Origin of the sequence: Nocardioides sp. 616, from assembly GCF_002930065.1 — a bacterium.
GTDB lineage: Bacteria > Actinomycetota > Actinomycetes > Propionibacteriales > Nocardioidaceae > Nocardioides > Nocardioides houyundeii.
Map to the genome: position 1 here is coordinate 653748 of NZ_POAG01000017.1, position 22204 is coordinate 675951.

The window sequence follows — 22204 nt, forward strand, 5'->3', positions numbered from 1 at the left end:
AGGGCACGTGCGGCACGTGCTTCTCACCGGCCACGATGGAGCGCAGCCGGGCCGCGATGTCGGGGTAGTCGTCGAAGCCCAGCACCGCGTCAGCCTCCGGCAGGGACTCGGCGAGGTCCTGGCCGTAGCGCTCGGCCATGCAGCCCACTGCCACCACGGCCTTGGGGCGACCGTGCTCCTTGAGGTCGGCCGCGTCCAGCAGGGTGTCGACGGAGTCCTTCTTCGCGGCCTCCACGAAGCCGCAGGTGTTCACCAGGACGGTGTCGGCGTCCTCCGGGTCGGCGACGAGCACGAAGCCATCGGCCTCGAGCCGTCCGGCCAGCTCCTCGGAGTCGACCTCGTTGCGGGCGCACCCGAGCGTCACCACGGCCACGCTCATCGGGGTCGGTGCGGAGGGTGCGGTCTCGGGGAGGATCTCGGTGGTCATAGGGGTACGAGTATGCCGCGCCCGGAGCGGTTGAGCGGATTCGGCAGGCCTGTCGGCCCCGGTGAGGCCGGACACGTCACTCAGCCTCCGGCGTAGGTGCCCTGTCCGGCCTGTCCGGACTCACCGACGGGGCCGCGGTCCCGGCCGTCCACGACGACCGTGACCGCCCCGTCGCTGGACTGCACCCGCAGCGGCGGAGAGGCGTTGACCTCGGTGCTCTCGCCGATGGCCAGGTTGCCTCGGAACACCTCGGCGCCGGAGCTGTCCCGGACCACCACGCGGGCACCACCGGTGGGAGCGGAGATGACCACCGGCACGGGGTCTGCGACCACCGCGCTGCCACCGTGCGGGCCGCCGGAGCCGTTGAGCACCGGAGTGCCGGTCACCTCGGGCGAGGAGTCCATCACCAGCCGTGCCACGGACCAGGCCAGCACCAGCGCCATCACCGCGGCGACCAGGATGGACCAGTTGGGACCACCGCGGGTGGCCCGGATCGACCCGTTCGACCCGGTCGCCAGCTCGGCCTCGAAGACGCGTCGCGGGTCGATGGGGGCGTGCGCGTACCGCTCGTCGTACGCCGTGAGCAGCGGAGCGACGTCGATCCCCAGCACCCGGGCCAGGGTCCGCAGGTGCCCCCTGGCGTAGAAGTCACCGCCGCAGGGCACGAAGTCGTCGACCTCGATGGCCTCGATGACGTGGGGACGGATCCGGGTGCGCTCGGCCAGCTGGTCGACGGTCAGCGACAACCTGGTCCGGGCCGCGCGCAGCTCCGGCCCCACCACGGGGTCGGCGGCGGGCTCCACCACGAAGTCGTGGAAGACCAGCGGTGCGACCGGCTGGCCCTCGCGGGCGATCGGACGGACCCGGTCGCCCCACGTCTGGTCGTCCTCCACCAGCTCCACCCGGGCCCGGGGAAGCACCTGGGTCTCGTCCTCCCGGGAGGGGTGCAGCACCTCGGCGCGCGAGGCCGGGACACCCTCACGGGCGGCCTCAGGCGTGGTGCTGGCCTCGGGCTCGTCCACCGGGGCCGGCTCCCCCGAGCGATCCCCGGTGGCCTCGTCGGTCTCGCTGGCCTCGTCGGTACCCCGGGACGGGAGCCGCGCGGAGACGCGCGACAAGGCGCCGGCGAGCAGCGGCCGCGGGTCCCGGACCCGGGGACGGACGACGGTCTCGTCCGCCACGTCCGCGTCCGGCTGCTCCTCGGAGCCGCCGTCGAAGTCCTCGACGTGCTCGGGCCTCGGCTCAGCGACCAGCCCGACGTCCTGCTGGTCCTCATCGGGACGCTCGGGCCCCTCGTCCAGGACCACGACCTCGGCACCCCGGTCGACGAGTCGGGCCAGGGCGGCCGCGACGTCGTCACCGGCGCCGTGGACGCGGGTCGTCAGGCCCAGCGGCAGCGCCAGGGGGCCGCCGTACAGCTTGGTCGACAGGGTCGCCTGTCGGGAGCCGCTGCGGTCCAGCTCGGCGAGCAGCAGGTCAGGGTTGCGCGGCACCACGCGAAGGCGGCCGTCGCGCAGCAGCCCGCGGCGCGGCAGGTGCTCCACGCGCTCCACCGCCGACCAGGGCAGACCTCGCCAGGTACGACCCAGTCGCAGCCGCACTCCTTGGGCGTCGGCCACCAGCAGGGGCGTGCGTGCGTCGACGAACGAGGCCAGCCAACCGGTCCCGATCGCGCCCAGGACCCCGAACAGGGCCCAGTCCAGCACCGCGGCGGTCTCCACGGCGCGCGCCAGGAAGGCGATCGCCAGCGCGGAGGCCAGCACGCCCACGGCCGCGGCGACGCCGGCGTTGCGGCGCACCTCGACGACGTCCGCGGCCAGGCTCAGGGACGGTCCGTCGACCGCCTCCTCGCCCGTGTGCTCCAGGTGCTTCTCGACTGCGCCCATCACTCTCCCTCCAGCGTCGCGATCACAGAGTCGATCTCGTCCGGCTTGACCAGCACGTCCCGGGCCTTGGAGCCCTCGCTGGGACCGACAACGCCGCGACTCTCCAGGATGTCCATCAGACGCCCGGCCTTGGCGAAGCCCACGCGCAGCTTGCGCTGGAGCATCGAGGTCGAGCCGAACTGGGTGGAGACGACGAGCTCGATGGCCTGGACCACGAGGTCCATGTCGTCCCCGATGTCGTCGTCGAGGTCGCGCTTGGCCGCCGCGGGTGCAGTGACCTCCTCGATGTACGTCGGCTCCAGCTGCTGCTTGCAGGCCTCGACCACCGTGTGGATCTCGGCCTCGGTGACCCAGGAGCCCTGGACACGGATCGGCTTGGACATGCCCATCGGCAGGAACAGGCCGTCACCCTGCCCGACGAGCTTCTCGGCGCCCGGCTGATCCAGGATGACTCGGCTGTCGCCGAGGCTGGAGGTGGCGAACGCCAGCCGGGAGGGCACGTTGGCCTTGATCAGACCGGTGACCACGTCGACCGAGGGGCGCTGGGTGGCCAGCACCAGGTGGATGCCGGCGGCTCGCGCCAGCTGGGTGATCCGGACGATGGCGTCCTCGACGTCGCGCGGCGCCACCATCATCAGGTCGGCGAGCTCGTCGACGATCACCAGCAGGTAGGGGTACGGCGAGAGCTTGCGCTCGCTGCCGAGGGGCACCTCCACCTTGCCCGCGCGCACGGCCTTGTTGAAGTCGTCCACGTGACGGAACCCGAAGTTGGCGAGGTCGTCGTAGCGCATGTCCATCTCGCGCACGACCCACTGCAGCGCCTCGGCCGCCTTCTTGGGGCTGGTGATGATCGGCGTGATCAGGTGCGGGATGCCCTCGTAGGCGTTGAGCTCGACCCGCTTGGGGTCGACCATGATCATCCGCACCTCGTCGGGGGTGGACCGCATCAGGATCGAGGTGATCATCGAGTTGATGAACGACGACTTTCCCGAGCCGGTGGCGCCGGCCACCAGCAGGTGCGGCATCTTGGCCAGGTTGGCCACCACGAAGCCGCCCTCGACGTCCTTGCCGAGGCCCGCGATCAGCGGGTGGTGGTCCGAACGGGCGGTGTTGGAGCGGAGCACGTCGCCGAGGGAGACGATCTCCTTGTCCACGTTGGGGATCTCGATGCCGATCGCGGACTTGCCGGGGATCGGGCTGAGGATCCGGACGTCGGCGGAGGCGACCGCGTAGGCGATGTTCTTCGACAGCGCCGTGACCTTCTCCACCTTGACCGCCGAGCCGAGCTCCACGATGTACCTGGTGACCGTGGGTCCCCGGGTGTAGCCGGTGACCTGGGCGTCGATGCCGAACTCCTCCAGCACCTGGGTGAGGCGGTCCACCACGGCGTCGCTGGCCTTCGACTTCGGCTTGTGCAGCGACCCGGGCTTGAGCAGGTCGCTGACGGGCAGCGAGTAGGTGATGTCGCCGGACAGGGCGAGCTGCTCCACCCGAGGCGGCAGCGGGGTGTGCGGCGGCGGCTCCACCTCGCCGGTGGGCTCGTCGGGGGTGCCGCCGGGCTGCAGGATGTCCAGCCCCTCGTCGCCCTCGGCCAGGGCGACGTCGACCGGGTCCGGCTTGCGACGGCGCTTGCGGACCTCACGGTCCTCCAGCACCGGGGTGTCGTACGCCGGGTCGCCCATGTCCTCGTCCAACGGCTCGGAGGACTTGCGCTGACGGATCGGCCGGGTCGACTCCTCGTCGGCCAGGTCGTCGTGGTGGCGACCCAGCAGCCGGTCGCGCAGCTCGGCGAGCCGGTCGGGGATCAGGTAGACCGGAGTGGCGGTGATGACCAGGAGGCCGAACACGCCCAGCAGGCCCAGGATCGGGATGACCACCCAGGCGGTGCGGAACAGGTCCAGCAGCAGGCTGGAGACCACGAAGCCGACCGCTCCCCCGGCCTGCTGGAGGGCGTAGGCGTCGCCGACCTCGGGCTGCGGGTTGCCGTTGGCGATGTGGACCAGGCCGAGCACCCCGAGGACGAGCGCCGTCCAGCCGATCACCTGACGGCCGGCGGGCCCGTTGTGCTGGGGGTCGCGCAGCGTGCGCCAGCCGATCCAGGCCAGCCACAGCGGCACCGCCCAGGCGACCTTGCCGACCGAGCCCGCGGTGACCGAGCGCACCAGGTCCATGGCACCGCCCGGCGGCTGCCACCAGACGGCTCCGGCGACCACCAGGGCCATGCCCAGCAGCGCGAGCCCTACGCCGTCGCGCCGGTGCTCGGGCGCCAGGTCGCGCGCACTGTGCCCCACGCTGCGAGCGGTGGCACCGACGCCGTGCGCCAGGCCGAGCCAGAGCGCGACCGTGCCACGGCCGAGGACACCGAAGCCGCGGGCCACCGGGCCGGGGCCGCTGCGCACGGCTCGGGGCGCGGGGCGGCGGGCCGCAGTCGATCCGCGCGCTGTCCCTTTGTTGCCCGTCTTCGGGGCAGGACGCTTTGCGCTGGAGGCTCTGGTGGAGCCTGTACTCCGTGATCGGGTGCTCGAACCCTTCTTGGACGTGCTCGAGCTCCGCGACCCCGGCGGGGAAGACGTACGGGTCGCCATGGTCGTGACAGTAGTTGATCAGTCACACCAGTCACACGCACCACAGGTGCGTGTCGCACCGCGGTCCGGGTGCGCCTCAGGTCACAGCGAGCCCAGCCAGGGCGCCACCACCAGCGCGGTCGGCAGTGCCAGCACCGCCCACGCCGTGCCCAGCACCGCGACGCCCTGGGCCGGCCGGGGGCGGCGGTCGGCCAGCACCCGGACCCGCTCGATCAGGTCCGACCCCGAGGCGCCCATCGCTCCCTCGGGCGCCCGACCCTGGGCCATCGCGAGCAGCGCCCCGCCGAGGTCCTGGGCCCGACCGACCCGGAGTGCGGCACGGTCGGCCAGGATCTCGACCAGGAGTCGGACCTCGCGGAGAGCGTGGTCGCTGGAGACCCAGGCGGGGAACGCCCGGTGCAGCACGGTGAACGCCTCCAGCACCAGGTCGTGACGGGCGGCCAGGTGGGCCCGCTCGTGGGCCAGCACCGCAGCCAGCTGGGGAGGCTGGAGAGTCGTCATGGCGGCGGCCGAGACGATCACCCTGGCCCGCGACCGGCCTGGCAGGCAGTACGCCACCGGTACGGCGTGGTCCAGCACGTGCACACCGGAGTCCCGGTCGGCGAGCAGGTCGACCTGCTCGCGGTGGTGGCGACGCAGGGCTCGCAGCGAGGTGCCGACCTGGTGGCCGCTGAGCAGCAGCCGGCCGGCGACCAGCAGCGTGACGACCAGCGCCACGCCGGCCACCAGCAGCGAGGGCAGCTCGGCGGCCCGGCGCCAGGCCCGATCGGTGACCAGGGAGAGTCCGGACCCCAGGGCGGCCAGCACCGCCGCCAGGGCGACCGCCTGCCACAGCACCATGGCCGAGAACGGCGTGTGGTGCAGCCGGCGGGCACGCGCCATCAGAGCGGGGACAGGGCCCGCCAGCAGCACGGCGAGCGCGCCGAGGAGAAGGGGGGTCATCGCGTCGTCGCCGACGCCTCAGCTGTCCAGCGCGGCCAGGGCCGCACGCAGGGCGGCGACCTCGTCGGCACTGGCGTCCTCGACGAAGGCCACCAGGGCCGGCGTCCGTTCCTCGGCTCCGAGCTCGGAGAGAGTGCCCCGCATCAGCTCCGCGGTCATCTCGGCTCGACTGGCTCGCGCTCGGTAGCGGTAGGCGCGCCCCGCCTTCTCCTGCACGACCATGCCCTTGCGGGCGAGACGATCCATCACGGTCATGACCGTCGTGTAGGCGACACCTCGGTCGTCGGCGAGCAGCGCGTGGACCTCGCGCACCGTGGTGTCGACCCCTTCGGGCAGGTCCCACATGACATCCATGACGGCCCGCTCGAGGTCTCCGAGTCCTGCTTTGGTGTGTGGCACCCCCCGAGCATACCTACGGTTCGCAACGTACTACCCTCCGACGTACTACATTGCGTCGTACGTCGTCGCGTAGTTGGTCGTGCGGCGTGAAGATCGGATCGCGAGGCGGTCCTGGAAAGCTGGAGGAAACGTGGAAGTCCTCGACATCGCTCGATGGCAGTTCGGCATCATCACCGTCTACCACTTTCTCTTCGTGCCCCTCACGATCGGCCTCACCGCCATCGTCGCGGGCCTGGAGACGGCCTGGGTGCGGACCCGCAAGGAGGAGTACCTGCGGCTGACGAAGTTCTTCGGCAAGCTGCTCCTGATCAACTTCGCCCTCGGCGTGGTGACCGGGATCGTCCAGGAGTTCCAGTTCGGCATGAACTGGTCCGACTACTCCCGGTTCGTCGGAGACGTCTTCGGCGCTCCCCTGGCCATCGAGGGCCTGCTGGCCTTCTTCCTCGAGTCCACCTTCCTGGGCCTGTGGATCTTCGGCTGGGACAAGCTGCCCCGCGCGGCGCACGCGGCCTGCATGTGGCTGGTCCACCTGGGCACGCTCGCCTCGGCGTACTTCATCCTGGCGGCCAACAGCTGGATGCAGCACCCGGTTGGACACACCTACAACGCCGAGACCGGGCGAGCCGAGCTGGTGGACTTCGCCGCGGTGATGTTCAACAAGGTCCAGCTCGTGACGTTCCCGCACGTGGTCCTGGCCGCCTACATGACGGCCGGCGCCTTCATGGCCGGTGTCGCCGCCTACCTCTACGTCAGCGGCAAGCACCGCGACGACCGTCCGCTGTACCGCAAGGCGATCCGGATCGGTGCGGTGATCGCGCTGGTCGGCGGGATCGGCGTCACGGTCTCCGGTGACATCCAGGGCAAGATCATGACCGAGGTCCAGCCCATGAAGATGGCCGCGGCCGAGGCCCTCTACGACACCACCAGCAACGCACCCTTCTCCGTCCTCACCTGGGGAGACCTCGACGGGTCCGACCCGCAGCACATCATCGAGGTCCCCGGTCTCCTCTCGTGGCTCGGCACCGGCGACATCAACGGCGAGGTCAAGGGCATCAACGACCTGCGCGACCAGTACGCCGAGGAGTACGGGCAGGACCCGGGTGCGGCGTACTACCACCCCACCGACTACGTGCCCGTCGTCCCCGTCACCTACTGGTCCTTCCGGTTCATGATGGGGCTGGGCATGGCCGTGGGCGCCGGGGCTATCGCCCTGCTGTTCGTCACCCGCAAGGGCGGACGAGGCGCCACCGGCCGGTGGGTGGCCTGGCTCGGGCTGGCTCTTCCGATCGGCGCCGTCGCCGCGAACTCCTTCGGCTGGATCTTCACCGAGATGGGCCGTCAGCCCTGGGCAGTCTTCGGGTTGATGACGACTCAGTCCGCGGTCTCCCCCGGTGTGAGCGTCTTCGAGGCGGCCACCTCGCTGATCGTGCTCACCCTGCTCTACGCGGTGCTCGCAGTCATCGAGCTCGGCCTGCTCATCAAATACGTCAAGATCGGCGCCGAGCCCTTCTCCGAGCCGCCGGAGGCCCCCGTAGGCGGCCACGACGACGACCGGCCCATGGCCTTCGCCTACTGAGGGAAGAGAGAACAACGATCATGGAACTGACAACTGTCTGGTTCGCCCTCATCGCGATCCTGTGGATCGGCTACTTCACCCTGGAGGGCTTCGACTTCGGTGTCGGCATGCTGCTCCCGGTCCTGGCCCGCGACGAGAAGGAACGCCGGGTCATGTACAACACGATCGGTCCGGTCTGGGACGGCAACGAGGTCTGGGTGCTGGTCGCCGGAGGTGCCACCTTCGCGGCCTTCCCCGAGTGGTATGCCACGCTGTTCAGCGGGTTCTACCTTCCGCTGCTGCTCATCCTGGTCGCCCTCATCATCCGCAACCTGGCCTTCGAGTACCGCGGCAAGCGGGACGACGCCAGCTGGCGCGCACGCTGGGACCTCGCCGCGATCGTGGGCTCCTGGCTGCCCGCCGTGCTGTGGGGCGTGGCCTTCGCCAACATCGTGGCGGGGGTGCCGATCGACGTCGACAAGGAGTTCACCGGCAACCTGTTCACGCTGCTCAACCCCCTCGGCCTGCTCGGCGGGCTGGTGACCGCGGCTCTGTTCGCCACCCACGGCGCCCTCTTCGTGGCGCTGAAGACGGACGGTGAGATCCGGTACCGGGCCCGCACGCTGGCCGGGCGGCTCGGGCTGGTCGCGGCGGTCCTCGCGGTGGTCTTCATGGTCTGGATGCAACTGAAGACCGGATCGATCGGCTCCGCCGTCGCGTTCGTCGCGGCTGCGCTGGCCCTGATCGCCGGGCTGGCGGCCAACCGGGCCGGCCGCGAGGGCTGGGCCTTCCTCGGCACCTTCGTCACCATCGCGCTGGCGGTGGCGGGGCTCTTCCTCGCGCTCTTCCCCGACGTCATGCCCTCGACCACGGACCCGGCCTTCTCGCTCACCACCACCAACGCCGCCGCCACGGCGTACACGCTCAAGATCATGACGTGGGTGGCGGTGATCTTCACCCCGATCGTGCTGGGCTACCAGGCGTGGAGCTACTGGGTGTTCCGCCGGCGCATCTCGGTCGAGCACATCCCCGAGGCAACCGCGGTGGGGCGCTGACGCCATGAAGCCGGTGGATCCCGCGCTCCTGCCCCACCTCCTGCCGGCCCGGCGCCCGCTGGCGCTGGGCCTGGCCGCCAGCATCACGGTGGGACTGCTCGCCGTCGCCCAGGCCGTGGCGGCCGGCCTGCTGGTGGTGCGCCTGGTCACCGACCCGGGCGCGGGCCAGTGGCACGGCCCGGCCCTGGTGCTGGCCGTGGTGGTGGCGCTGCGGGCCGGCGCCGGCTACGTGGTGGACGTCAGCGGGGCTCGGGCCGCGACCCTGGTCTCGACCGCGCTGCGCCGTCGCCTGCTGGCGGCCGCGGCCGCGATGGACCCGTGGGAGCTGAGCCGGCACCGCACCGGTGAGCTCGCTGCCCTGGCCACCCGCGGCACGGCCGCGGTCGAGCCCTACCTCACCCGCTACCTGCCGTCGCTGGTCCTGGCGGCGGTGCTGCCGGTGACCACGGTGGCGGCGATCTTCGCCCTCGACTGGCTCGCGGGCCTGATCGTGGTGGCCACCCTGCCCCTGGTGCCGGTGTTCGCGATCCTGATCGGCCTGAGCACCCGCGACCGGGCCGCCCGCCAGTGGCGAGAGCTGGCCACCCTCTCGGGCCACTTCCTCGACGTGGTCCGTGGGCTGCCGACCCTGGTCGCGCACCGCCGGGCAACCGCCCAGTCCGCCTCGATCCGCGGCATCACCGACCGGTACCGCCGGGCCACCCTGGACACCCTGCGGATCGCCTTCGCCTCCTCGGCCGCCCTGGAGCTCCTCGCCACCATCTCGGTCGCCCTGGTCGCGGTCACCGTAGGCCTGAGGCTGGCCAGCGGAGGCATCGACTTCGAGACCGCCCTGATCGTGCTGCTGCTCGCGCCCGAGGCCTACTGGCCCTGGCGGCGGGTCGGGGCGGAGTTCCACTCCGCCGCCGAGGGCACGGCCACCTTCGAGGCCGCCAACGAGCTGCTGCTGCGCTCCGGTACGGCGCTGTCCGCGGTCACCGGGTCCGGGGACTCCCCCGCTGCAGGGCCCGAGGCGAGCCCGCTCGGCAGGCCCGTCCACCTGGAGCTGGACCGCGTCGGCTTCACCTACCCGGACCGCCGCCAGCCCGCGCTGGACCCCGTCTCCGCCCGACTGCCGGCCACCGGCCTCGTCGCGGTGACCGGCGCCTCCGGCGCCGGCAAGTCGACCCTGCTCGCGGTGCTCTCGGGCGAGCTCGCTCCGAGCCTCGGCACCGTCCGGGTCAACGGCCGGGACCTGGCCGACCTCTCCCGGGAGGTCTGGCGAGCCACGCTGGCCACCGCTCCCCAGCGCCCCTGGCTGAGCGCCGGGACGGTGGCCGAGAACCTCCGGGTGGCGCACCCCGGAGCCGACGACGCCCAGCTGTGGCACGCCCTGGAGGCCGTCGACCTGGGCGAGGTCGTCGCTGGGCTTGAGGCTGGGCTCGGCACGCCACTGGGTGAGGACGGGGCCGGTCTCTCCGCAGGCCAGCGGGCTCGCCTCGCCCTGGCGCGGGTGGTGCTCGCGGACCGTCCCGTGATGCTGCTGGACGAGCCCAGCGCCCACCTGGACGCCGCCACGGAGGCGGTCCTGCTGGACACGCTGCGGTCCCTGGCCCGCACCGCCCTGGTGATCGTGGTGGCACACCGCGATCAGGTTGCCGCCGCCGCGGACCTGGTGCTCACCCTGCGCGCTCCCGCTTGCCTGCCTCCTGCGGACCCGGTGCCCACGGCCGTCGTGGCCGAGCCCCGGGCCGTCGTGGCGGAGCCCCGGGCTGTCGTGGCGGAGCCCCGGGCGACGGCCGCCCAGAAGGCGCCGATCGACGTCGCCCCCGCCCGTCGCGCCCGGTTCGACTCCCGGACCGCGACCGCGCTGGGGGCGCTCTCGGTCGCCTCCGGCGTCGCCCTGACCGCCACCGCCGCCTGGCTGATCACCCGCGCGTCCGAGCATCCCCCCGTGCTGATGCTGATGGTCGCCATCGTCGGGGTCCGGACCTTCGGGCTCGCCCGGCCGGTGCTGCGGTACGCCGAACGACTGGTGTCCCACGACGCAGCACTGCGGATGCTGGCAGAGCGACGGGCGAGCGTGTACGACGCCCTGGTCCCCCTGGTGCCAGGGCGGCTCGGCGTACGCCGTGGCGATCTCCTGACCAGCGTGGTGGACGACGTCGACGCACTCGTCGACGAGGAGCTCCGGGTCCGTCAGCCGCTGCAGACCTCGGCCCTGGTCGGGGCGACCGCGATCGTGCTGGCCGCACTCGTGGCGCCGCTCGCGGGGCTGGTCACCGCGGCGATCTGCGCCGTCGCCTGGCTCGCGCACCTGGTGACCCGGCGTCGCGTCGCGGTGGCCGAGCCGGCCTTCGTGGCGGCTCGAGCCGAGGTCTCGACGCGGGTCGAGCACATCCTGGCCAGCCTCCGTCAGCTCGAGCTGTGGCAGGCCACCACCTCGGAGCTGGACGGGCTGGCTGCTGCGGGTGGACGCCTCGGCGGGGCGGCCCAGCGCTCGGTCCGCGCCACCGCGGCGGCGCGGGCGGTCACCACGCTGGCGTGTGGAGCCGGACTGGTGCTGATGGCCGCCGGGCTGTCGGGCCCGCTGGGCCGGGGCGAGCTGTCGCCGGCGATGACGGCGCTGCTGGTGATGCTGCCACTGGCTCTGGAGGACGCTCTCTCCCCGCTGGCAGACGCTGCAGCGGTGGCGGTGCGCACCCGCGCCGCCCGTGCCAGGCTGGACGCGCTGACCGCCCAGCCGCCCGCGGTGGCGCCCGATGCCCCCGGCGCTGCCCGGGACCTGGGCCACCCCCGCCTCGAGCTCCGCGAGGTCCGCGCCGGATGGGGAGATCGTCCGGTGGTGGAGGTGGCACAGCTGGATCTGCCTGTCGGAGGACGGATCGGGCTGGTCGGTCCCTCGGGCAGCGGGAAGTCCACGGTGGCTGCCCTGCTGCTGCGCTTCCTTGATCCCGCCTCCGGCGCCGTGCTGGTCGACGGCACCGATGCCCGCGCCCTACGGGGCGACGACGTCCGAGCCCGGGTCGGCCTGGTCGACGACGACCCGCACGTCTTCGGCTCCACGGTCGCCGAGAACGTGCGCCTGGCGCGCCCCGACGCAGGGGACGCTGAGGTGGCCGACGCCCTGGTGCGAGCCCACCTGGGCCCCTGGCTCGCGGAGCTGCCGCACGGTCTGGACACCATGGTCGGCGACGGGCACGCCCACGTCTCCGGGGGTGAGCGGGCGAGGCTGGCCGTGGCCCGGAGCCTGCTCGCCGACCAGCCGGTCCTGATCCTCGACGAACCGACCGCGCACCTGGACGCCGAGACGGCGCAGGCGGTCACCGATGAGCTGCTCGGCCAGCCCAGCCGCTCGATCCTGTGGATCACTCACGGGGTCGTGGGTCTGGACGCCATGGACCAGGTCGTGCGGCTCGGCGCCCGCGAGGCCGTCGCCCCAGGCGCCACGAGTCGGGTCCCCACGGCGGTGTGAGGCGTCACGGCCCGTCGTCTCAGGCCTCGACGACCACCGGGATGATCATCGGACGGCGTCGGTGCGCCTTGCTGACCCACCGCCCGACCACACGCCGGATCGTCTGCTGGAGCTGGTAGGAGTCGGTCACCCCGTCAGCGATCGCCCGGTCCAGGGCGTCCACGATCACCGGCTTCACCTCGTCGAAGGTGGCGTCGTCCTCGGCGAACCCGCGAGCATGGATCTCCGGGCCTCCGGACACCTTGCCGGTGACCGAGTCCACGACCACGATCACCGAGATGAAGCCCTCCTCGCCGAGGATCCGACGGTCCTTCAGCGAGGCCTCGGTGATCCCGCCGATGGAGGTGCCGTCCACGAAGACGTAGCCGCAGGCGACCTTGCCGGCGATGCTGGCCACGCCGTCGACCAGGTCGACCACCACGCCGTCCTCGGCGATCACCACGTTGGCGGCCGGCACACCGGTGGCACGGGCGAGCGCCGCGTTGGCGTGCATGTGCCGGATCTCCCCGTGCACCGGCATCACGTTGCGTGGCTTGACGATGTTGTAGCAGTAGAGGAGCTCGCCGGCGCTGGCGTGCCCGGAGACGTGCACCAGGGCGTTGCCCTTGTGGACCACGTTGGCGCCCAGGCGCGAGAGCCCGTTGATCACCCGGAACACCGCGTTCTCGTTGCCGGGGATGAGCGAGCTGGCGAGGACGACCGTGTCGCCCTCCTCGAGGTGCACGAAGCTGTGGTTGCGCTGGGCGATGCGGCTCAGGGCCGACATCGGCTCTCCCTGGGAGCCGGTCGAGATCAGCACCTGGCGCTCCGGCGCGAGCTCGGCGAGCTCCTTGGCGTCGACCAGCACGCCGGCCGGCACCCGGAGGTAGCCGAGCTCCTTGGCGATCTGCATGTTGCGCACCATCGAGCGGCCGACGTAGGCCACCTTGCGCTTGTGGGCCACCGCGGCGTCGAGCGCCTGCTGGACCCGGTGCACGTGCGAGGCGAAGCAGGCCACGATGACCCGCTTCTCGCTCTTGTGGAACACCCGGTCCAGCACCGGCCCGATGTCCTTCTCGTGGGTGGTGAAGCCGGGCACCTCGGCGTTGGTGGAGTCGGTGAGGAACAGGTCGACCCCCTCCTCCCCGAGCCGGGAGAAGGCGCGCAGGTCCGTGATGCGCCCGTCGAGCGGGAGCTGGTCCATCTTGAAGTCACCGGTGTGCAGGACCATCCCGGCCCCGGTGCGGATGGCGACGGCCAGGGCGTCGGGGATGGAGTGGTTGACCGCCACGAACTCCAGGTCGAAGGGCCCGAACGAGATCCGGTCGCCCTCACGGACCTTGTGGTGCACGGTCTCGCGCAGGCGGTGCTCGCGCAGCTTCGGGTCCAGCAGCGCCAGCGTCAGCTCCGAGCCCACGAGCGGGATGTCGCCCCGCTCCCGCAGGAGGTACGGCGTGGCGCCGATGTGGTCCTCGTGACCGTGGGTCAGGACGAGCGCCTCCACCGCGTCGAGCCGGTCCCGGATCGCCTCGAAGTCGGGCAGGATCAGGTCCACCCCGGGGTGGTGCTCCTCGGGGAAGAGCACCCCGCAGTCGACGATGAGCAGCCGGCCGTCGTACTCGAAGACGGTCATGTTGCGCCCGACCTCGCCGAGCCCGCCCAGCGCGACGATCCGCAGGCCGCCGTCGGGCAGGGGTCCGGGCGCGGTCAGCTCGGGATGGGGGTGGGACACAGGCGGGTTCCTCAGATCAGGCCGGCGGCGAGGAGACCCTCGCGCAGGGCGGCGTATTCGGTCTCGTCCAGGGGAACCAGCGGTCCCCGGACGTGGCGGTTCTCGAGCACGCCCTGCAGCTGCATCGCCGCCTTGGCCGTGGTGGCTCCGTAGTTCGGGACGCCCATCACCGCCTCGAAGGCGGGGATCAGACGGTTGAAGGTCGCCAGCGCCGTGGCATGGTCACCGGAGAGGAAAGTCTCGATCATCGAGGCGAGCTCGCGGCCCGCGACGTGCCCGACCACCGAGACGAGTCCGCAGCCCCCGTGGGCCAGGAACCCCAGGGTGGCGACATCGTCGCCGGAGTAGACCGCGTAGCCCATCTGGGCCAGCTTGCTGGCGCGCACCAGGTCTCCCAGGGCGTCCTTGACCGCGATCACGTTGCTCCAGGTGAGCGCCTCGGCCAGGGTCTCGGTGGTCAGCGACATGCCGACCCGCCCGGGCACGTCGTAGAGCATGACCGGCAGGTCGGTCGCCTCGGAGACGGTGCGGAAGTGGTGCAGCACCCCGCGCTGGGAGGGCTTGTTGTAGTACGGGGTGACCAGCAGGACGCCGTCCGCGCCGATCTTGGCGGCGTTGAGGGCCAGCTCGACGGAGTGCGAGGTGGCGTTGGTGCCCACCCCGGCGATCACGGTGGCCCGGTCGCCGACGGCGTCCTTGACGGCGCGCAGGAGCTGGGCGTCCTCCTCGACGGTGGTGGTCGGCGCCTCCCCGGTGGTCCCCGACACGACGACCCCGTCGTTGCCGTGGTCCACCAGGTGGGAGGCGATCCGCGCGGTCCCCTCGAGGTCGATCGAGCCGTCGTCGTGGAAGGCCGTCGCCATCGCGGTGAGCATGCGGCCGAACGGTGCGGCTGGAGCGGTCGTCATGGGAGCAAGGCTACTGCCCCGAGCCGGCTCACAGGTGGGGCGCCACCTGCTCGGCCACCAGGCGCAGGTGGTCCAGGTCCGCGAGGTCGAGCACCTGCAGGTAGACCCGCTGCGCACCCAGGGCCGCGAACGTGCCGATCCGGTCCACGACCTCCTCGGGCGTGCCGGCCAGTCCGTTCTCGCGCAGCTCGGCGGGCTCGCGCCCGATCGCGGCGGCTCGACGCTCCACCTCCGCCTCGTCGCTGCCGACGCAGAGCACCAGGGCGTTGGACCACGTCATCGACTCCGGGTCGCGCCCGATCGACTCGCACGCGTCCCGCACCCGGCCGAACTGCTCCCGGGTCTCCTCCAGCCCCACGAACGGCAGGTTGAACTCGTCGGCGTACCGGGCCGCCAGCGCCGGGGTACGGCGCTTGCCCCGGCCGCCGATCAGCACCGGCGGGCCGGGCTGCTGCACGGGCTTGGGCAGCGCGGGACTGTCGCGCAGCGTGTAGTGCTCCCCCTCGTGGGTGAAGGTCTCACCCAGCGGGGTGCGCCACAGGCCGGTGACGACCGCGAGCTGCTCGGCGAAGCGGTCGAACCGCTCGCGGGTGTCGGGGAAGGGAATGCCGTAGGCGGTGTGCTCTTCCTCGAACCAGCCGGCGCCCAGGCCCAGCTCGACCCGGCCGCCGCTCATCTGGTCGACACCGGCGACCTGGACGGCGAGCACGCCGGGGTGGCGGAAGGTGGCCGAGGTCATCAGGGTCCCGAGCCGGATGGTGCTGGTGTCGCGGGCCAGCCCGGCCAGGGTGGTCCAGGCGTCGGTGGGCCCGGGAAGGCCGTCGGTGCCCATCGGCAGGTAGTGGTCGGAGCGGAAGAAGGCTCCGAAGCCGAGTCGCTCGGCCTCCAGTGCGACGGCGAGCAGGTCGTCGTAGGTCGCGCCCTGCTGGGGTTCAGTGAAGATTCGCAGCTCCATGACCCCACTGTTTCACGCAGGGTGTTGCCAGCAGCGCAACGAGGGCTCAGCCGGGGCTCAGCGGGCGCTCCGGATCGCCGGGATGACGTGCTGCTCCAGCATCGGCGCGAGATCGTCGTAGGACTGGTCCAGGCGGGTCCAGCGCAGCTCGGCGATCTCGCCCCCGATCACCGGCTCGCCGGTCAGGGCCGCGGTGTAGACCGTGGAGTGCAGGGTGTGACCGGGTTCGTTGGCCGCCTCGGAGGTGAACTCCCCCAGCAGCTCCAGGTCGGTGACGACCAGCCCCACCTCCTCGGCGGTCTCCCGGATCGCGCAGTCCTCGGGGTCCTCTCCGGGCTCGGGCTTGCCGCCCACCAGCATGAACCGGCTGGTGCCCTGCTTGCGCACCGTCAGCACCGCGCCGTCGCGGACGAACGCGACAGCGGAGACCACGATGTCAGCCACGACATCAGCCATGGGCGTCCAGGCCGTTGCGCTCCCACCAGACCCAGTCCAGGTCCTCGCGCGAGACCCTGCGCACCTCGCGCCACTGGCTGAGGTCGACCTCGGGGAAGAACGCGTCGCCCTCGGGTGACAGGTGCACCTCGGTGAGCACCATGTGGGTGGCCCGGTCCAGCGTCTCGGCATAGATCTGTCCGCCGCCGGCGATCACCGTGTCGCCGGGCAGCTGGTCCGCGAGCGCCAGCGCCTCGGGCACGCTGTGGGCGACCTGGACCTGGTCGCCGTACTGGCCGGGCGACCACTGGGGGTCCCGGGTGACCACCACGGTGCTGCGTCCCGGCAACGGACGCCCGATGGAGTCCCAGGTGGCACGTCCCATCACCAGGGTGTGCCCGAGCGTCTCGGCCTTGAAGTGGGCGAAGTCCTCGGGGAGGTGCCACGGGATCTCACCGCCACGACCGATCACCCGGTTCCGGGCGTGGGCCGCCACGATGACCACTCGCCTGTCCGCCTCGTGCACGCGACGACCCTACGCGGAGCGTGAGCCGGACCGGATGGCTCCCACCGCGACAGGACCAGCGACGGGACCCGCGACCTGCAGCGCAGCCAGCAGCGCGGCGACGGCCGGGACCCGCTCGATCCCGCGTCGGTGCAGCACGTCGATACGGCGCGAGCCGAGCTCCGGCAGCTCCTCGGTGCGCACCCCGGGGTGTCGGAACGCGCTCAGCGCGGTCTCGGGCAGCACCGCGACAGCGAGCCCGCGCGCGACGAGAGCCTGCACGACCACGTAGTCGTCGGTGACGTGCCGGATGCGGGGCACGAACCCGGCCCGGGCCGCGCAGGCGACCAGGTGACCTCGGCACCGCTCGCAGCCGGCGACCCACAGCCGGTCCTCGAGCTCTGCCAACCGGCGTGGCACGGCCGCGACGTCGGCCGGCAGCACCAGGCGGATCGGGTCCTCGGCCAGGGGCACGGCCACCAGCGCCTCCTCGGCGCGGTCCTCCTGGTAGCCGAAGACCAGGGCCAGGTCGACCGCGCCGCTGCGGACCAGCGCGGCGGCTTCCGGGGGCTCCGCCTCCACCAGGCTGACCTCGATCTCGGGGGCGGCGACCGCCAGCGCGGCCAACGCCGACGGGACGATGACCGCCGACCCCGAGGGGAAGGAGGCCATCCGCGCTGAGCCGGACCGCAGCTGGGCCAGGTCGTCGAGCTCGGCAGCGGCGGCCTCGAGGTGGGCTGCCACCGCGTCGGCGTGGGCCAGCAGGCGGCGACCGGCCTCGGTGAGGTCGACGCCGCCGGCGCCGCGCACCAGCAGCGGCCCCCCCACCTCGCGCTCCAGCGCCCGCAGGTGCTGGCTCACCGCCGGCTGGGTCCAGCCCAGCTCGCGGGCGCCAGCGCTGATCGAGCCCGCACGGGCCACGGTCCGGAAGATGAGCACACGACGGGAGTCCACGCCTCATAGCATTGCTTATGGGTCGTCGAAGAAGAAGCGGAGTTCCTTGGACCTCCTCAACCGGCCAGGATGGACGCATGACGACTCTGGGCATCCTCGGCGGGATGAGCTGGCACTCGACCGTCGACTACTACACCCACATCAACGAAGCGGTCGCCCGCGAGCGCGGGGGGCACCACAGCGCCGAGTTGCTGCTGGCCTCGATGGACTTCGGGACGGTACGCGCCCTGCAGGTCGCCGGCGACTGGGACGGCGCCGGCCGGCTGCTGGGCGACGCCGCCCGCAGGCTCCAGGGCGCGGGGGCCGAGGCCGTGCTGATCGCCACCAACCTGATGCACAAGGTGGCGCCGGCGGTGGAGGCCGCCGTCGACGTCCCGCTGCTCCACATCGGCGACGCGGTCGGCCACGCGGCGACCGCTGCCGGCTATGGCACGCTCGGGGTCGTGGGCACCCGCTGGGTGATGGAGGAGCCGTTCTACGCCGACCGGCTGGGCGCCCACGGGCTCGCCTGCGTGGTGCCCGGCGCGGAGGAGCGGCAGTCGCTGGACGAGGTGATCTTCTCCGAGCTGACCCTGGGCGTGGTCCGGGAGGAGTCCCGGGCGACCTTCGCCCGGGTGCTGGAGGACCTCGCGTCCCGCGGCGCGGAGGCGGTGGTGCTGGCCTGCACCGAGATCCAGCTGCTGGTGCGGCCCGAGGACAGCCCGGTGCCGCTGATCGACTCGATGGCCGTGCACGCGGCGTACGCGGCGCAGGTCGCCCTCGGCGAGCCCGCCCGCCCAGCCGCCTAGACCGCGATCGGCGCCTTGATCCCCGGGTGCGGGTCGTACCCGTGCACCGAGATGTGCTCCAGGTCGAAGGCGTCCAGCTCGGTGACCGAGCGGTCCAGCTCGAGGCGCGGCAGCGGACGGGGCTCGCGAGTCAGCTGCAGGCGCGCCTGGTCCAGGTGGTTGAGGTAGAGGTGCGCGTCGCCGAGGGTGTGCACGAAGTCGCCGACCTCCAGGCCGGTGACCTGCGCGACCATGTGGGTCAGCAGCGCGTAGGAGGCGATGTTGAACGGCACGCCGAGGAAGACGTCCCCACTGCGCTGGTAGAGCTGGCAGCTGAGCCGGCCGGGACCGGTGGCGGACGGCGCGACGTAGAACTGGAACATCGTGTGGCACGGCGCGAGCGCCATGTCACCGATGTCGGCGACGTTCCAGGCGCTCACGATGTGGCGGCGGCTGTCCGGGTTGTCCCGGATCTGCTGGACCACCTGGGCGATCTGGTCCACGTGCTGCCCGTCCGGGGTGGGCCAGGACCGCCACTGGGCGCCGTAGACCGGCCCGAGGTCGCCGTTCTGGTCCGCCCACTCGTCCCAGATGGAGATGCCGCGGTCCTGGAGCCACTTGACGTTGGTGTCCCCGCGCAGGAACCACAGCAGCTCGCCGAAGATGCTGCGGGTGTGCACCTTCTTGGTGGTCACCAGCGGGAACCCCTGGGAGAGGTCGAAGCGCATCTGGTGACCGAAGACGCTGAGCGTGCCGGTGCCGGTGCGGTCGGACTTCTCGACGCCGTCGTCGAGGATCCGCTGGAGGAGGTCGAGGTACTGCTGCACGGGGCGACTGTACGCCGTCCGGTCAGGCCAGGAGGCTCACCTGAGACGGAGGGTTCCCGAGATCGTGGTGCTGGTGTCCCCACCCACCCAGGTGGTGTCCCCGACCTGGTCCACGTGGACGCGCCCCGCCCGGCCCAGCGCAGTGCCCTGCGCGGCGACGTAGGACGGGGGCAGCACGCCGCTGCCGATCAGCCACTGAGCCACACCGGCGTTCAGCGACCCGGTGACCGGGTCCTCGGGGACGGCGAGCTCGGGGGCGAACCCGCGGACCTCGATGGCGACCTCGCCCCCCGGCGGGTACAGCCCGACCACGCCCAGGTCGAGGTCGGCCATCGCGACGTAGTCGGGGTCCAGGGCCAGCACGGCGTCGGCGTCGCGAAGCCGGGCCGCCACCCAGCCGGGACCGTTGTCGACCCACTGGGCCGCCACCACCTCCGAGGGCTCGATGCGCAGCGCGCGGGCGATCGCGCGCACCGTCTCCGCGTCGGCAGGCCCGCTGCGCAGCAGCGGCGGAGCAGCGAAGGCGAGCCGCTCCCCGCGCCGGACGGTGACCAGCCCCGCGCCGCACTCCTGCACCACGCGCTCGGGGTGCTGAGGCTGGCCCCCCGCCTCGAGCCAGGCGTGCGCCGAGCCCAGCGTCGGGTGCCCGGCGAACGGCAGCTCCCCGCCGGGGGTGAAGATCCGCAGCCGGTAGTCGGCCCCAGCGGTGGTGGGAGCCAGCAGGAAGGTGGTCTCGCTCAGGTTGGTCCAGCGCGCGAACGCCCGCATCTGCTCCTCGGTGAGGTCGTCCGCCGCGTGCACCACCGCCACCGGGTTGCCCCTCAGCGGCTCGGCGGAGAAGACGTCGACCTGTCGGAAGTCATGCATGACACGACCCTGTCACGACGGCCGGGGAGCCCGCCGCGGGCTCCCGCCCAGGACCGACAGCGCCTCGCCGTCGAGGCGGTAGGTCGTCCACTCGTCCTGGGCGACCGCCCCCAGTGCCTGGTAGAAGGCGATGGAGGGGGCGTTCCAGTCCAGCACCCACCACTCCAGCCTTGTGTAGCCCCGGTCCAGGCAGATCTCGGCCAGGGTGCGCAGCAGCTCCTTGCCCAGGCCACGACCCCGGTGCGCGGGGCTGACGAAGAGGTCCTCGAGCCAGATGCCGTGCCGACCGGTCCAGGTCGAGAAGCTCAGGAACCACACCGCGATGCCCACCACGTCCTCGCCGTCCAGGGCCACGTGGCAGAACGCCGCGGCGGGTCCGTCGGCGGGGAAGAGCACCCGCCCCAGGTCCGCCTCGGTCGTCCGCACCGCGTCCGGCTCGCGCTCGTAGACCGCGAGCTCGTGGATCAGCGCGAGGATCGCCGGTACGTCGTCCGGGGTCGCGGCGCGCACGGTCACGGCGTGCCCGCTCAGGCGTGCAGGGACATCGGGCCGTAGACCACGCGGTCGACCTCGTGCAGGGTGACCGCGTCCACCCCCTGCTCGGCCAGCTCGGCCCAGATCTCCCCCACCCAGGACTCCGCGTCGCCCTGGCTGGCGAAGCGCTGGTCGGCGTACTCGGCCGAGACCTCGACCGGCGCACCGGCGGCGTCGAGCAGCGCCCAGTGCCAGGGCAGGTCACCCGGGCCGGGGGCGGCGAAGCGGGAGGGTTCCTCGGGCATCATCAGGACTCCTTGACGGACGTGTCGACGAACGGGGGCTTGACCAGCTGGAAGATCTCACGGCGACCTCGGACATCCACACCCACCTGGGCGTCGGGGGCCACCAGGGTCGGCACCAGAGCCAGGCCGATGCCCTTCCTCAGGGTCGGGCTGAAGGTGCCGGAGGTCACCTCGCACAGCGGCACGTCGCGAGTCAGCGAGACCGACATGCCCGGGCGGGGAATGCCCCGCCCGGTGGCCACCAGGCCGCGGAGCAGGCGCTTGGGCCCGGCCTCCTTCTCGGCCACGAGCGCGTCCCGGCCCCAGAAGCGCTCCTTCTTCCAGCCCACCGCCCACCCCAGCCCAGCCTGGACGGGGGTCACCTCGGCGGTGATGTCCTGGCCGTGCAGCGGGTAGCCCATCTCGGTGCGCAGGGTGTCGCGCGAGCCCAGGCCGCAGGGCAGGATGCCGTACTCCTCACCGGCGGCGAGGATCGCGTCCCAGACCTCGCCGGCGACCTCGTTGCGCAGCAGCAGCTCGTAGCCGCGCTCACCGGTGTAGCCGGTGCGGCACACCACCACCGCGGGGCCGTCGGGGTCCCCCCAGGGAGCCTCGACGAAGGACATGTACTCGTGCCCCGCCGGAAGGCCGATCGCCTCCAGCACCTCGTCGGAGCGGGTGCCCTGGACCGCGAGCACCGCGTAGTCGTCGTGGTGGTCCACCACCGTGACCCCCTCCGGCGCCGAGGCCTGCAGCCGGCGCACCACCTCGGCGGCGTTGGCGGCGTTGGGCACCAGCAGCACGTGCTCGTCGTCGACGTAGTAGGCGATGAGATCGTCGACGATGCCGCCGGTCGCCTCGTCGCAGCACAGGGTGTACTGCGCCTTGCCCGGGCGGATCTTGGCGAGGTCGTTGGAGAGCGTGGCGTCGACGTGCGCGGCGGCACCGGGGCCGCTCACCATCGCCTTGCCCAGGTGGGAGACGTCGAAGACGCCCACGGACTCCCGCACGGCCGTGTGCTCCTTGATGACCCCCGCGGCGTACTCCAGCGGCATCGACCAGCCGCCGAACTCGGCGAGCTTGGCGCCCAGCGCCAGGTGCCGGTCGTGCAGCGGCGACTGCTTGAGCTGCGGGCCGGATCCGGCCGCTTCGGGCGTCGACGGGCTGGGGGTCGAGGACATGGTTGCCGAACCTACCGCAGGGCGCACCACGGG

19 protein-coding genes and 1 pseudogene are annotated in these 22204 nt (G+C 72.4%); 4 read left to right on the forward strand and 16 right to left on the reverse strand.

What is annotated here, in order from left to right; translation table 11 throughout:
• From C5H89_RS09510 to C5H89_RS09530, 5 genes and pseudogenes are all read right to left on the reverse strand, one after another.
• Positions 1-379 (reverse strand): annotated as a pseudogene (locus C5H89_RS09510) (30S ribosomal protein S12 methylthiotransferase RimO); the annotation flags it as partial.
• Positions 380-507: 128 nt separating this feature from the next.
• Entirely contained in the window at positions 508-2313 is a 1806-nt protein-coding gene (locus C5H89_RS09515) for a helix-turn-helix domain-containing protein (protein WP_104106736.1), read from the reverse strand.
• Positions 2313-4898, reverse strand: a complete 2586-nt coding sequence (locus tag C5H89_RS09520) for a DNA translocase FtsK (RefSeq protein ID WP_104106737.1) — start codon at positions 4896-4898, stop codon at positions 2313-2315. The genes C5H89_RS09515 and C5H89_RS09520 overlap by 1 nt, the downstream gene beginning before the upstream one ends.
• An 81-nt stretch (positions 4899-4979) precedes the next feature.
• Positions 4980-5840, reverse strand: coding sequence for a M56 family metallopeptidase (locus tag C5H89_RS09525; RefSeq protein ID WP_104106738.1), 861 nt, complete (start codon positions 5838-5840; stop codon positions 4980-4982).
• Positions 5841-5858: 18 nt separating this feature from the next.
• A complete protein-coding gene (locus C5H89_RS09530) occupies positions 5859-6239 on the reverse strand; it encodes a BlaI/MecI/CopY family transcriptional regulator (protein ID WP_104106739.1) in 381 nt (126 codons plus the stop codon).
• 130 nt (positions 6240-6369) lie between these two features.
• On the opposite strand from C5H89_RS09530, the gene C5H89_RS09535 reads away from it, so the two are divergent.
• From C5H89_RS09535 to cydD, 3 genes are read left to right on the forward strand one after another with little or no spacing between them, the layout of a single operon-like run.
• Positions 6370-7815 carry a cytochrome ubiquinol oxidase subunit I gene (locus tag C5H89_RS09535; RefSeq protein WP_104106740.1) on the forward strand — a complete coding sequence of 482 codons (1446 nt, stop codon included), beginning with the start codon at positions 6370-6372 and terminating at the stop codon, positions 7813-7815.
• 20 nt (positions 7816-7835) lie between these two features.
• The gene (gene cydB, locus C5H89_RS09540; RefSeq protein ID WP_104106741.1) at positions 7836-8849 is read left to right on the forward strand and encodes a cytochrome d ubiquinol oxidase subunit II; all 1014 of its coding nucleotides are present in this window, start codon (positions 7836-7838) and stop codon (positions 8847-8849) included.
• 4 nt (positions 8850-8853) lie between these two features.
• Positions 8854-12303 carry a thiol reductant ABC exporter subunit CydD gene (gene cydD / locus C5H89_RS09545; protein ID WP_104106742.1) on the forward strand — a complete coding sequence of 1150 codons (3450 nt, stop codon included), beginning with the start codon at positions 8854-8856 and terminating at the stop codon, positions 12301-12303.
• 19 nt (positions 12304-12322) lie between these two features.
• Here the strand turns inward: cydD and C5H89_RS09550 are convergent, their stop codons facing one another.
• From C5H89_RS09550 to C5H89_RS09575, 6 genes are read right to left on the reverse strand one after another with little or no spacing between them, the layout of a single operon-like run.
• Positions 12323-14014, reverse strand: coding sequence for a ribonuclease J (locus tag C5H89_RS09550; RefSeq protein WP_104106743.1), 1692 nt, complete (start codon positions 14012-14014; stop codon positions 12323-12325).
• Positions 14015-14025: 11 nt separating this feature from the next.
• Complete coding sequence (dapA, locus tag C5H89_RS09555; protein ID WP_104106744.1) at positions 14026-14922, reverse strand: 4-hydroxy-tetrahydrodipicolinate synthase; 897 nt, start codon at positions 14920-14922, stop codon at positions 14026-14028.
• 28 nt (positions 14923-14950) lie between these two features.
• Positions 14951-15877: an LLM class F420-dependent oxidoreductase gene (locus tag C5H89_RS09560; RefSeq protein ID WP_104106745.1), complete on the reverse strand. Its 927-nt coding sequence runs from the start codon at positions 15875-15877 to the stop codon at positions 14951-14953.
• A gap of 57 nt (positions 15878-15934) precedes the next feature.
• On the reverse strand, positions 15935-16321 hold the full coding sequence (locus C5H89_RS09565) for an NUDIX domain-containing protein (RefSeq protein WP_240181785.1): 387 nt from the start codon (positions 16319-16321) through the stop codon (positions 15935-15937).
• A 4-nt stretch (positions 16322-16325) separates the two neighbouring features.
• Positions 16326-16838: a dihydrofolate reductase gene (locus C5H89_RS09570; protein ID WP_104106747.1), complete on the reverse strand. Its 513-nt coding sequence runs from the start codon at positions 16836-16838 to the stop codon at positions 16326-16328.
• Between the two features lie 9 nt (positions 16839-16847).
• Positions 16848-17771: a LysR family transcriptional regulator gene (locus C5H89_RS09575; protein WP_104106748.1), complete on the reverse strand. Its 924-nt coding sequence runs from the start codon at positions 17769-17771 to the stop codon at positions 16848-16850.
• 77 nt (positions 17772-17848) lie between these two features.
• On the opposite strand from C5H89_RS09575, the gene C5H89_RS09580 reads away from it, so the two are divergent.
• On the forward strand, positions 17849-18559 hold the full coding sequence (locus C5H89_RS09580) for an aspartate/glutamate racemase family protein (protein WP_104106749.1): 711 nt from the start codon (positions 17849-17851) through the stop codon (positions 18557-18559).
• Here C5H89_RS09580 and C5H89_RS09585 read toward each other — a convergent pair.
• The 5 genes from C5H89_RS09585 to gcvT are packed head-to-tail and all read right to left on the reverse strand — an operon-like array spanning position 18556 to position 22171.
• Positions 18556-19365 (reverse strand): thymidylate synthase, encoded by an 810-nt coding sequence (locus tag C5H89_RS09585; protein ID WP_104106750.1) that lies wholly within the window; start codon positions 19363-19365, stop codon positions 18556-18558. The genes C5H89_RS09580 and C5H89_RS09585 overlap by 4 nt on opposite strands.
• A 36-nt stretch (positions 19366-19401) precedes the next feature.
• Complete coding sequence (locus tag C5H89_RS09590; RefSeq protein WP_104106751.1) at positions 19402-20232, reverse strand: PhzF family phenazine biosynthesis protein; 831 nt, start codon at positions 20230-20232, stop codon at positions 19402-19404.
• A 12-nt stretch (positions 20233-20244) separates the two neighbouring features.
• Positions 20245-20748, reverse strand: coding sequence for a GNAT family N-acetyltransferase (locus C5H89_RS09595; protein WP_104106752.1), 504 nt, complete (start codon positions 20746-20748; stop codon positions 20245-20247).
• Between the two features lie 11 nt (positions 20749-20759).
• On the reverse strand, positions 20760-21011 hold the full coding sequence (locus tag C5H89_RS09600) for a hypothetical protein (protein ID WP_104106873.1): 252 nt from the start codon (positions 21009-21011) through the stop codon (positions 20760-20762).
• 2 nt (positions 21012-21013) lie between these two features.
• Entirely contained in the window at positions 21014-22171 is a 1158-nt protein-coding gene (gene gcvT, locus C5H89_RS09605; RefSeq protein WP_104106753.1) for a glycine cleavage system aminomethyltransferase GcvT, read from the reverse strand.
• Between the last annotated feature and the right edge of the window lie 33 nt (positions 22172-22204).